This window comes from Marinomonas phaeophyticola (assembly GCF_026966905.1).
Lineage (GTDB): Bacteria > Pseudomonadota > Gammaproteobacteria > Pseudomonadales > Marinomonadaceae > Marinomonas > Marinomonas phaeophyticola.
The window spans coordinates 1-12782 of record NZ_JAPUBN010000014.1 but is presented as its reverse complement, the minus strand read 5'-3'; the positions used below and the strand labels follow the sequence as shown (position 1 = coordinate 12782).

Annotated in this window: 10 protein-coding genes and 1 pseudogene; 3 read left to right on the top strand and 8 right to left on the bottom strand. The window is 36.3% G+C overall.

Features of this window, described 5'->3' with window-relative positions; genetic code table 11:
• Positions 1 to 15: 15 nt before the first annotated feature.
• Positions 16 to 1249, bottom strand: a pseudogene (gene hisD, locus O1D97_RS08970) (histidinol dehydrogenase).
• Positions 1250 to 1499: 250 nt separating this feature from the next.
• Positions 1500 to 2510 (bottom strand): D-cysteate sulfo-lyase, encoded by a 1011-nt coding sequence (cuyA, locus tag O1D97_RS08965; protein ID WP_269124851.1) that lies wholly within the window; start codon positions 2508 to 2510, stop codon positions 1500 to 1502.
• A 214-nt stretch (positions 2511 to 2724) separates the two neighbouring features.
• Here cuyA and O1D97_RS08960 point away from each other — a divergent pair, with 214 nt between their 5' ends.
• The 3 genes from O1D97_RS08960 to O1D97_RS08950 all read left to right on the top strand — a co-directional run bounded on the left by O1D97_RS08960 (position 2725) and on the right by O1D97_RS08950 (position 5233).
• Positions 2725 to 3621 carry a LysR family transcriptional regulator gene (locus O1D97_RS08960; RefSeq protein WP_269124849.1) on the top strand — a complete coding sequence of 299 codons (897 nt, stop codon included), beginning with the start codon at positions 2725 to 2727 and terminating at the stop codon, positions 3619 to 3621.
• Between the two features lie 151 nt (positions 3622 to 3772).
• A complete protein-coding gene (locus O1D97_RS08955) occupies positions 3773 to 4660 on the top strand; it encodes a helix-turn-helix domain-containing protein (RefSeq protein WP_269124847.1) in 888 nt (295 codons plus the stop codon).
• A 36-nt stretch (positions 4661 to 4696) separates the two neighbouring features.
• The gene (locus O1D97_RS08950) at positions 4697 to 5233 is read left to right on the top strand and encodes a flavodoxin (protein ID WP_269124845.1); all 537 of its coding nucleotides are present in this window, start codon (positions 4697 to 4699) and stop codon (positions 5231 to 5233) included.
• 176 nt (positions 5234 to 5409) lie between these two features.
• Here O1D97_RS08950 and O1D97_RS08945 read toward each other — a convergent pair whose 3' ends face one another.
• The 6 genes from O1D97_RS08945 to O1D97_RS08920 form a co-directional block, all read right to left on the bottom strand.
• Positions 5410 to 6507, bottom strand: coding sequence for a GGDEF domain-containing protein (locus O1D97_RS08945; RefSeq protein ID WP_269124843.1), 1098 nt, complete (start codon positions 6505 to 6507; stop codon positions 5410 to 5412).
• A gap of 180 nt (positions 6508 to 6687) precedes the next feature.
• Positions 6688 to 7722 (bottom strand): gluzincin family metallopeptidase, encoded by a 1035-nt coding sequence (locus tag O1D97_RS08940; protein WP_269124842.1) that lies wholly within the window; start codon positions 7720 to 7722, stop codon positions 6688 to 6690.
• Positions 7723 to 7732: 10 nt separating this feature from the next.
• Positions 7733 to 8038, bottom strand: coding sequence for a hypothetical protein (locus O1D97_RS08935; RefSeq protein WP_269124841.1), 306 nt, complete (start codon positions 8036 to 8038; stop codon positions 7733 to 7735).
• Positions 8039 to 8081: 43 nt separating this feature from the next.
• Positions 8082 to 9257, bottom strand: a complete 1176-nt coding sequence (locus tag O1D97_RS08930; protein WP_269124839.1) for a cupin-like domain-containing protein — start codon at positions 9255 to 9257, stop codon at positions 8082 to 8084.
• A gap of 90 nt (positions 9258 to 9347) precedes the next feature.
• Positions 9348 to 10676: a TolC family protein gene (locus O1D97_RS08925; RefSeq protein ID WP_269124837.1), complete on the bottom strand. Its 1329-nt coding sequence runs from the start codon at positions 10674 to 10676 to the stop codon at positions 9348 to 9350.
• Positions 10673 to 12028, bottom strand: coding sequence for a putative HlyD family type I secretion protein (locus O1D97_RS08920; RefSeq protein WP_269124835.1), 1356 nt, complete (start codon positions 12026 to 12028; stop codon positions 10673 to 10675). Before O1D97_RS08920 ends, O1D97_RS08925 begins: the two co-directional genes overlap by 4 nt.
• Between the last annotated feature and the right edge of the window lie 754 nt (positions 12029 to 12782).

The window sequence follows — 12782 nt, the reverse complement described above, 5'->3', positions numbered from 1 at the left end:
ATCAACCCTATAAACTTAGTCGTAGCGCTTTTGATCGTATACTGTAAAATCCCATTCTGTTTCTGGGAAAAATTTACGTAAACGCCAGTCACATGCCCGAGCATGACCTTCCATACCTTCTGTTCTAGAAATTCGTGAACCGGCCGCACTAAAAGCAAGGTTAGCGTTTTCATCAATTTCTTGATATGTCAGTACTTTCATAAATTTCTGAACATTCAAGCCACCACTGTAACGTGCCGCTTTTTTAGTCGGCAAAATATGATTGGTTCCTGAACACTTATCACCATGCGTCACAGTACTGCCTTCGCCCAAAAATAAAGAACCATAGTTATTTAAGTTTTCATTCCACCAAGACAAATCTTTCGCCATAATTTGCAAATGTTCACAGGCATATTCATCACTTATTTGAGCAATTTCTTCACGACTATCACCAAGAATCACAAGGCCATGATCACGCCATGCGGCTTCGCAGACATCGGCATTAGGCATATCCGCAATCACATGTGGCATAATTTCAATGACTTTTTCTCCCAGTTCACGACTCGTAGTAAACAGCCAAACAGGTGAATTAGGCCCATGCTCTGCTTGCGAAACTAAATCGACGGCAATTGTCATTGGATCCGCCGTTTCATCAGCAATAATGGCTGATTCGGTTGGCCCAGCGAACACATCAATACCAACAGAACCAAATAACATGCGTTTTGCTTCCGCGACATAAGCGTTACCTGGGCCAACTAAGATATCAGCAGGCTTACCAGTAAACAGACCTGTCGCCATAGTCGCTATTGCGTGTACCCCCCATTTCTAAGATGACATCAGCTCCTGCAACATGCATAGCATAAGTCACAGCAGGATTAATACTGTCCCCACGAGGAGGAGAACACGCTACAATAAAAGGAACCCCAGCCGCTTTGGCCGTTGCCACACTCATGATTGCAGATGCCGCATGAGCATAACGTCCACCAGGGACATAACAACCTGCACATTGAACTGGTAGAATTTTTTGCCCTAAACGAACACCGTCTTCCGTTTCAATCTCAAATGGTACTAAACTGTCTCGCTGGGCTTCCGCAAAACGCTTTACCTGGCGATGAGCAAAATCTATATCATCTTTAACACTTTGAGGAACTTGAGCGATTAGAGACTGTTTCTTTTCTTCAGATAGAACAAAGTCGTTTTCCCAGTTATCAAACTGTTTTGCAAAAAACTTAACGGCCTCTTCTCCTTCAGAGTGAATACGCTCCAACATACCTTTTACTGCAGCTTGTATTTTCTCATCTTCATCTGCTACTGCTTCTGCTGAAATCGCTTTCTTTAAATACTCCATAAGCACCTCCTAAGGTTAAACACTAAAAATTCTTCCAGTTTTTGTCTCAATAAGAATAAAAACGATAAAAAATGGGCCGTACTGTTAGCTAAACTGTTATTTATCCCTATCTAGACACAACTAAAGACATAAAGATAATATTCAATTTAAGTACCGCCCTAATAGAGGGGTATTAATAATAAGTAGGTAGATCAAACGCTTCACGATACCCATAGAGAGCTTGACTGCCCCCCGTATGCAGGAAGACGATATTTTCATCTTTGCTAAATTCGCCTTTACGAATTAAATCAATCAGACCTGCCGCACCTTTTGCTGAATAAACAGGGTCCAATAAAATCGATTCATGACGAGCAAACAGATCAATAGCTTCAAGACCGCTTGCGGTTGGTATGCCATATCCTTCACCAACATAGTTACAGTTTGCTACCACATCTTCACGCTTCACAGCACCTGGAATCCCTAAGTGCTCCGCTGTTTTTTCGGCTAAACGAAAAACATTGGCTTCTTGCACATTTTGCGGTACACGCACGCCGATACCCAAAACAGGAATCAGACTATTTGAAGCGGCTAGTCCTGTTACTAATCCAGCTTGAGTACCAGCGCTCCCTGTTGCATGAACGACTCTATCTATCCTCAAACTCATATCATTAGCTTGCGTTAATAGCTCTAATGCCGCATTAACATAACCCAATGCACCAATTGGATTAGAACCGCCACCAGGAACGATATAAGGCGTTTTACCTTCAGTACGTAACTTTTCAGCCACCTCTTCCATTGCCGCATTCATATCTGTGCCGCCAGGATACTTACTTAAAAAGGCGCCAAATAATTGATCCATTAACACGTTACCGTTGTAGTTGTAGTCAATTGACTCACTGCCTGTACGGTCTTCTAAAAGGATGTGACACTCCATACCTAACTTGGTTGCAATCGCGGCGGTTTGCCGAGCATGATTGGATTGCGTTGCACCTTGAGTAATAATGACAGTAGCACCCTTTTCTATCGCATCACCCATTAAGAATTCTAATTTACGGGTTTTATTGCCACCACCAGCTAAACCGGTACAGTCATCTCGCTTAATCCAAATGTTCGGGCCGCCTAAATGCTTGCTAAGATTCTTCATCGGCTCAAGTGGTGTGGATAAATGAGCAAAGTGTAAACGAGGGAAGCGAGCTAAATGCATTGTAATACTCCTGATTAAACATAACGTTATATAGCTAGACTTTAGCTAAAGGCTGTTGTTAAAGCGTGAATTCATCTTATTGATAAGATTGGCATCTGACCAATGCTATTTTCTGTACACTCTAGTACTTTTTGGCATAGGCTATAGGATAAAACGCTTACACGAAGCATAGTTAAATAAAAAGAAGCCAATTCACTGACTTTTAGGAGTTGTTATGGAACTTAAATGGTTGGAAGACTACCTTGCGCTTGTTGAATACGGTAATTTTTCTAAAGCAGCCGATGCCAGACTAGTAACCCAACCCGCCTTTGGTCGACGAATTCGTTCTTTAGAAGACTGGCTTGGCGTTGAGTTAGTTGATAGGCAACAATATCCAACAACACTTACTCCCATAGGACGAGAATTCACGCAGCAGGCCCAGCAATGGGTGGAAGAGTTTTACAGTAAACGCATAGAGCTTAGAGAACGCGTTTCTGCTACTAAGAAAATCATCTTTGCATCCCAGCACTCTCTTACTATTTCCTTTCTTCCAAATTGGATTTCAAATTTTGATTTCCTAGAAGATGATGTTCGCATTCGAGTAAATGCCAATGACTTACACAATTGCTTAGATACATTAATGTCAGATCAAAGCGATTTTTTATTATGCTATCACTCTCCTGAAATTTTCCCACAATTAGATAGAGAGAGTGTATTAAGTCTCGAAGTTGGTACCGACTATCTGATCCCAGTATCTGGAGTTGACAACCACGGAAACATTCTGCATGAACCAAGAAAAGACGAGCCTTTAAAGCTACTAAATTATCCTGATGAATCCTTTTTCGGACGTTTATTGCAAAGGGATTATTTTTCTAAAAGATCCGCGAAATTACCACTCCAAATTCAATGTGAAAACTCATTATCTGAAGGATTGAAAGCATTAGCAATCACAGGAAATGGCTTAGCATGGTTGCCAAAACTAGCAATAGTTAAAGAGCTTGAACAAGGAACCCTAATACCTAGTAATGACACTTTACCCACTATAAAGCTAAAAGTAATGCTCTACCGGAAGAAGATCCCCAGGTTAAGTGAGGTGGAAACCATATGGAATTACGTAAAAAGCCATATCTAATGAGAGTTACCTTAATAGTAATAAATGGTGCTCTGTCTAATACACTAAGAACCAATATTTTATTTCAAACATTTTAATGAGAATCGCTTGCATTTAAATCAGTAATACTCTTTAATGATAACCATTATCAATAAAGCAGGAATGAACAGCAATGCAACTAAACATGCAAGATACTTATGACGAATACGGTGATGTCAAAGACACACTCTCAGAATGGGTTCAAGGCCACAAAAAACATGTTCCTTTGCTTTCAGGTCTTCAATTCTCTAATCTTCATTTACGTACTAGAAAAGACATTGTCTTTACAGAAACAGCAACACAGGGCCTATACTTTTCCTTTATAGGCTCTAAAGCGATCAATAATGTTAGTGATATTGATGCTGTACAGATTCATTACCAATCAGAAGACGTTACAGGGCAGTTTTCCATGAAAGCACTTGAAGAACGCAGCTTACTTCAAGTGCTTATAAGTACAGATTACCTCGCCTTAATTTTAGGTCAGACTGAAGCACAGGTAATCCAACATTTTACCAGCATGGAACAGGTATTAAGCAATGATAACAATTGCATTCAGCTTCCTTTTACCCAATCCATGGCCGACCTTTGTAAACCTATTTTAAAGCATACTGGCCTATCTATTAGCTTAGCTGGACACATTTATTCATGCATATTCACCTTAATTGAACAAATGCAAATGCTTAAACATTTATCCGAATGCCAAGGCTGTCAAAGCAAACTATTCAAGGCACAGAACTTACTAGAAAAATCCAATGAAGGAATATTTGAGCCTGATGAATTAGCCTTATCCGTCGGTTTAAACATTGATGCGCTTTCTATTGGCTTTATGCATCTAGTAGGAGAATCCATAGAGACCTATCATCAACGAAGCCGAATAGCGCTTGCTGCTGCTAAGCTAAGACAAGACCCGAGTTCAAAACACACCGTCATAAAACAAAGCGGCTTTTCTGAAGAACAGTTTGAAACTGTATTTAGTCAACATTTTGGAGTAAGTAGCAATCAATACAGGCAAATTCACTAACCTTATACCGATTAAGAAACAGGAACAATTGAGATCATGAAGCATACGTCCATCGCACTCATTTATGGGACAGATACCAACAACACAGAAGAAGTTGGACATAAAATTGCCGCCCAATACTCTGAGCTTGGAGTGCAAGTAGAACTTTTTAATATAAAAGACATTGAATTAAGTCTTTTAGATGATTATTCAATGTTAATTTTAGGCATTCCTACATGGGATTTTGGTGGTATTCAATCTGATTGGGAAGACCTTGGTGATATCCTAAGTGAATTATCTTTAGACGATAAAACCATTGCGATTTACGGTTTAGGTGATCAATTTGGATACGGTGATTATTTTGTTGATGCGATGGGATGGTTATACGAAAAACTACTCCCTACAAAAGCCACTTTCATAGGTCAATGGTCTACAGAAGGGTATGATTTTGAAGCATCAAGAGCATGTACTCACGACAAAGCACACTTTATAGGATTAGCGATCGACGAAGATCAACAGTTTGACCTTACTGATCAACGGATTGAACAGTGGGTTATCCAACTTTACGCAGAAAGAGAACTTGAAGCGGCATAAATATTCGCTGACTGGCAGCTAAGGTAAACAGCTAATAGTATTTGGAATTGCACCCATTCGCTGCCCCGAATGGCCAAATAGTGTTTATCTTAGTAGAATATTTATACGTGTTTCTTATGCGTGGAGAGTGGCTACTCTCTCATCTCTCACCTCTCCTAGCTGAGGGTAGCCACACACTAATCTTCATTTAATTCACTAAACGCAACCACTTTATTTCTACCCGTTCTTTTAGCATGATAAAGACATTTATCTGATAGCATAATAGCCCTTTCTGTATCAATATCTAACGATACTTCACATATACCCACACTAAAAGTTACTGTGATTGATGTATTCTTATCAAGAATAAAAGGTCTTTTCGCCATCAAAGAGCAAACATATTTAACTTGATCTATCGCTTCAGCTTCATTCGTTTCTGGCATTAACAATAAAAACTCTTCTCCTCCCCATCGGCTGACGCTGTCTTGAGATCGAATTATTTTATTAGCCAAGTCACTAACATGTTTCAGTACGTCATCACCGACTCCATGACCATGGATGTCATTAACATTCTTAAAATGATCGATGTCCCATAAAGCCACTGTCATTGTCGAACCAGATGAAGTAACTAAATCGTACTCCGAGTTTAATTTTTTCCACATACCCCTACGATTTAACAAACCGGTTAAATCATCTAACTTCGATTCGAGTTTGTATTTTTCGGTCAATTTATTAAGCTGAGAAAAGGACTTATATCTAGCAGCCTCATAAAAACTTGAGAGAGCTAATGTGGTTAGAAATGAGTAAATAAACCTAGTTTTAAATTCGTATGTATAATCTGCTGCAAGTAGTACATCATCAGGATAAAATAGAAAAATACATATAACTATCAAAAAAGTGACGTTATATAGCATTCCGATTTTCAACCCACAAAATGCCAATGCAACCGGTGGGATAATAAACACCCAAAGTGGTCCACTGTTGTTCACACCTCCAGTGTAAATCAAATACCCTCCAAGAAAAAACAAACCTAGAAGAGTGATATGACGAACGGTATCATGCAAATAAAAATGGGTTTTAGAATGAAATATCAGATAGGATATAAACAAGAATATGCTCACAACAAAAAGTACAGCTGCAAGATAAAATTTAGAATCAATTAACGCGTTTATACAAAAAATCAGACACAGAAATGAACCTATAACACAGTAGATACCGGCTAAATATCGCTGGTGATTCACCCCTGTTAAATGCCTTTCCGTCCCTTCATTAAATCGTTCTAAAGCCGATTTCAATAATGCCTTCAACCTTGGGCTCCTAAAAACGATAATTCTGATTCTGCGTGTATTACGTATAAGCTTTTGTTTAAAAAACACTCTTAGTATAGAACAAAAATCGGTACAAGACTAAGATGAAAGAAACACCTTTTTGTAAATTAAATTGCATTTTTCTTAAATAACGAAAATCTTCTTTGATTATGGTGACATTATCATATTAATCACATCAGAATCATCAAGTAACAATGAGTGTAAGTAAGCCGAAGGATATACTAAAGTATAAAATGGAATTTGAAATAAATGAAAAGAATGTTCTCCTTCGTAACAAAAACCATTATAAAAATCCGTATATGATGGGTAAAATTGTTGATTCAGTTTCATCCATAATTTTGCAACAGAAGATCTGTTTATAGCGCTGAGATGATACAGCTCTAACTCAAATATTGTTAATAGCATATGCCAGTTGACCCATTCATTATATTGACGATTCATCCAGGTGTCATAAACTCTATAATGCCCCATTTCCTGTAACACACATTCCACAATATGATTTTCAAAATAAAGCGCAATCAACTCTGATTGATACCCGGATATTTCCTGTTTTAATACAAATTTTCTTCTTACCATTTCTTGATGTATAAGATGTCCACATTCATGAGCAAGTAAAGCTAAAGACTCTAAATCACCAGTAAAAAAAACCTGAATATATGACCCTTTTGGAGTATCTAAACAGAAAGAAGGCGCATTTTTTCGAGAAAGAAAGCGTATACGACCATCGTCAAAGGCTTTTTTTACTAGACCTTTAAAGTCAGTGCAATAATTTGAAAAGTAAGCCTCAATATATTGAATTGCATCTATGTAAGTAAAGTGAAGCCTTGACCATGGCTCTCGTTGAATATCTCTTATATTTGTTAACGAGAGAGAACTTTGTTGACATGTTAAAGGGATAATAGAATTAAAATAATTATGTGAATCAATAAAAACACGTTTTGACGCTATTGAATCTATCAAGCAAGGACATTGCTTGATCATTTCTATTCTGAGATTTAAGCTCTTAGGAAAATCATTTTCTTCCACCTTATCCTTTAATATTCGGTGTTGTAACTGTTTGAATTTGTCTATGTTTTCCTCATTTGGTAATAAAGGATACGGTACATATGAATCACTATCTAGATCCATTTCTATCATTACTTTAAGGTTTCTCCCCCAAAAAGGTAAGCTATCTATTGGCACACTTCGTAATCTACTGAAAAAAAGGAACATGAACCGTCAGTTCGTAAGAAATTTTATGTAAAACATCATCATATATTTGTAAATCCTTATTCACGTTCTCTTGCTTCATTAAAAACAACAGAGACTCCAAAGAATCAACAAACAAATCTAACTCTTCATAAAGCGTTATTTGGTGAGCTAAAACCGTTTCCGGAGCATCCAATAGCTTTATTTTCTCAAGCATAAGATTTACATAGTCCATGAAACCAGAGAAAAGTTTTTTATCTAAAAAAAACAGGTCTAGGTTCCAATGATCTGTCCGTCTCTGAAACAACATTTTTCCCTCTTTTAAATAAGTATCAAATTATTTATTAAATTTCTCATCCTTCAACATCCTCCAAATGGACGCCTGTAGCAGAATTTAAAAAGTAACTAATAGAGAAAGTTGGTGAATCAAGACAGTATACTGAATGAAACCATCCAGCAGGTTGTACTAAAATTTCTCCTGGGTGTAATACTACCTCAATTGGTTTAGCGTTTTTAAACAAAGGAAAGTCATTCAAATTGGGGGACTCATACTTGACCCAACAAGGCTGATAATTATTATATGATTTCATAGGATATAAATATTGCGCTTGATCAGGGGAAAATAAAACTACCTTTTTACGCCCCATTATTTGATATAAAAAACCATCCAATGGATCTCTATGCAAACTGCTCGCTGGAACGTCTGTTGGAACAGATCCTAGCCAAATTTGAGGCGCAGAAAAATCATGTTTTGAGAAATAATGGGGCAAAAAATCGTCTATCATTTGAGGTGGTAAAAGACAGCCTTCTGTATAAACTTTTGTATGGCCTTCAATAATCTTCGATACATTCTGACTTTTCGAACGAGTCATTTTCTCAACAAACTCAGCAACGGTTTCTTTTTCTTTTACAGAACGCACTCGAAGTAGTACATTTCCATAGGCATTTTTTAGTTTTTCCAGAGAGTATTTCTTGAAAGGTATATTCATAGACGCATTTTTTATAATAAACGGTTGCTTTTTCTCTATTTTTTCTAGAATTTCCATTTCTGTAGGGGAATCAAAATATGGAATTGATGTCATAGCATACGCATCCCAGTATATTGTCGTTGCATCAAGAAAAGTAGCTTGAGTCGTTTTTAAAGGCTTCACTAATGATTTAGCTAGATGATTTACTATATTTAAATTCCCTAACATCTCCATCTGGCCAATAATTTCAGGATCTCTATAATCAACACACTCAATATTCGAGACTATTTTTTCGGCTATAGGTATTGGCATTCTAATTTTGGAATCAATATTTTCTAATTTTTCGGTAGATAGCTCCAATCTATTTTTATCAAAGCACACAGATAATAACCATACTGTATTTTGATGATCAAAAAATTCAAACTGACAACTTCCCGACACTTTCTCAGGGTTTTCAAAACCATCTTTTAATAACTTAGCAATTGAAGCTATAACAGTCGGTTGTGCATCGCTATAATGCTCACAACTCGCCAGATTTTCCTTAGGTAACGATATATTCATATTATTCATCCCTGATTTTTCTTTAAAATAATGACTAAAGCACATTTCTGATATCAAATTGTGTGTAATAAGAAAGTTCAACTAACGTGTTTAACAAATTTTTTTAGCATTTAAGCAATCTATCTGCTTATCAATTAACTCTTTTTGGCTTTCTTCAAGCGAAAAATAGCTTGTTTTCCCCACTGTATAACGTTTTTTATGTTGCTCAACTCCTAGGCTTGCAAGTTCAACGTGCTTCTCTAATGTGTTAACTTTAGTTTGAAAATTATGTCCAATTTTCAAATATCGTTCATATGTGATTTTTAATTTCTTAAACAGCATTTCTTTTTCAAAATTATCACTGTCTAATGTTGCCTTGAGAGAAGCTTGCTCTTGTTTCAAAGACTTATTCGTTAATAAATAAGAAAATCGGATCCCATAAACTTCATCTTCATCGACTAATGAACTTTGATAACGTTTCTTTTGATATTGATAAAATATGTCTAAGTCAGGTTTTAAGATATTTATATTTTTTTGATATTTAATGAATGATGCTTTATATATCAATAATGAAGCTAAGTAGTCAGGATGAACGTCTAGATCTAATGGAAAATTCATTACCTCTTTTATTAAAAAGATTAAACGGGTTAATGAAAATGGTAATAACTGAAACGTTTCATCTGATTGAATCTCTAAATAGGCTGCATTATGCATTGCATTCATTGTGATATAAGCATTGTCAACTTCTCCTTCTTGTAACAGCACTTGTAATCGAGATTGCTCTAGCTCATAAAATGTAGCTTTCCCTACTTCATACATTTTATTCACTAAGTATTCAGTATTTCTTAGACTCTTTAATAAACTTAACTGAATTTTCCAATTTTCTAATGCAACTTGATAGTCAACGAAGTAAGACATAGAGTCTCGAATAACAGACAGTAATAATTGGTTTTTGGCGTTTATAAATTGTTGCCATTGATTTTCAGCAAGTTTCTTATCCATTTGATGATAACCCAAACTATTATTTTTAAGCAGGGGCTGACTGATAGTCGTCGTTATTTGTTGTGATTCTTGTCGCCTTACCAAGGGCTCTAAACCTAATCCCTCTCCATTAATATGATCTATATTAAATGTAATCTCAGTGCCTATATTAGATATCCAATGGCTTTCAATACCTACATTAAACTGATCTGCATAGGTTCTCGAACCCAGCTTAAGAGACTTCTGTTCTTGAATGCCTGCCACGGCGGTTACTGTTGGCATCCAATAATCTTGACCTACAGCTAATGCTAACGATTGCGCTCTTGTTTGTGAGTTTAATTGCTCTATTTGATAATTCTGGTTCAGCTGAAGATCAAGGTATTGCTTTAAAGTAAGATCCTGGCCAGCATAAGAATTCAAACATACTGCCAATAAGATGAATAAAATAAAAGCTCTCATGATGGTTCACTTAACGCTGTTCGAAAGTATTTTGTAACAGGGTCAAAGAGGTAATTAATTAAACGTCTTTCCCCAGCCCTTATATCAACACTTAAAGAGCTACCAGGGCGCAACAATGTTTCTCTTGATTCCTTTCCTAAAGATCTAATTTCTTTTATTTCTCCTTTCATTCGATATACCCTCTCCCCAGTGGGTTCATCCATTTGAGAAGACGCAGATATAAAAGTAATCACTCCTGTTACATATCCATGATCGTCGGGATTATTACCTAATGAACTAGCTCGAAATACCATTCCCGACCTCACCCAAATAGCATAATTTGCTGGAATTTGAATATCAATTTCTAGATCACTTTCTGAGTAACTCGGTCTAATAGACAACAATGTCGTTGTTTCTGGAATACGTTCCTTATCTCCTTGAATAAGTAATGCATCAATAGTTCCTTCAATTGGAGAGGTTAATTGCAAGTCCTTCTTAGTCCTTTGTTTCAAACTTAATTCAAATTGAACTTTATGATATGTATCCAATTGGTCATGAATTCGGATAAGCCTCTCTAACACATATTCACTTTTTGTTTGGCTCTGCTCTTTGTCTAAACGCTCAAGTTCAGATTCTAATGATTTCACCTTTTCTCGATTACTTTCTAATTCAGATTCTAATGCCAGAATGAGTGCACTGACTTGATCTACACTTGCCTGACTCTCAATACCATCTATAAATAACCGCCGTATTCTTTCCGCTTCTTTCTGTTGAAGCGTTATACGCTCATTAAGATTGTTTTGCTGTCTGTTAGCTGAATAAACTTGCTCAATAAGATTATGTTTTAGTTGACTATTAACCGCTTCAGCATTCAAGAAAGGCTTAGATAGATACTCGCCATAACCTAGGCTAATAATTGGATTAGGGATGTTCTTAAGTGAGCCATCTATGTGGGATTCTGTTGCATTATCTATTAATGATTTAATCTGATAAAAATCACTCCAAATATTTCTTGATAAGTTATCTAGTTGTTGATTTAACGCTTGTATCTCCAGATTAACGATGTCTGTTTCAAATTGAATTAAAGGTTGCCCTTTTTTTACAAAGTCTCCTTCAGCAACATACATCTTATCTATAAACCCAGGTTCTGTATTACGAATTTCAAATAACTCGGATTTAGTATCAACAATGCCATAAGCCGGTACTATTTTATCGACTTTGAATAATATCGCACCTAATATAGCAATCGAAAAACATAACGAGATTAAAGTGACCATTATTTTCAAGTCATTAGGCGTATTAAAATGCTTCCTATAGATTGGATCATCACTCAATATATTCAAGTCGTGTATTTCTCTAAAGCTGTATTGCATTCTATTTACTCTCTTCCATGACTTTCTCCTAAAAATACTTTTTAGAAATTTATATTGAGTGATGATCCAATCAGGCATTTTAATACGCCTAATATTTTGAGAAATAATGGTACTTTAATCTCGTTATGTTTTTCGATATATATTAGAATGCGAAATCGATATTGCCGGCTATGGCATTGTTGATACTAAATCCGAGTTGTACGAAATTCGTAATACAGAGACCTGGAACATAGATAAGATGTATGTTGCTGGGGCAATACTGTCAATTTGAAGCCGAATCTGGGATACAAGCGTTAAATCAACAACTAGATAACTTATCAAGAAATATTTGGAGTATTTTTATCAATTAAATCGTATGGAATAATGCAACAGAATCCAAAAATCAGTGAGCGCTAAGAACATCCCTAATCCAATTGATAGCCTAGGTTATGGCGAAATCTATCTAAACCTTTCTTGAATGCTGAAAAACTGGTTAATAGTCAGCTAAAACATAATCTTATTGAGCTGAAATTTATTCAGTAACAGGCAAAACAATGTAATGAGCGTATAGCGGCAAGAAAGAAGCGAGAAAAGAAATACGGCAGTTATTTATAGATGGTATTGGAAGTCGGAAGCAAGTGTAGATCCAGAATCAGTGCCTCATTCTGGCATATAGGAATCTGAATTAGAAATAAGAATCTGAGCGAGCGTTTAGACAAAAAACGAAATAGAGAAATTGGTGTGTTAGAAACATCGAATTCATGACAATTGGTGC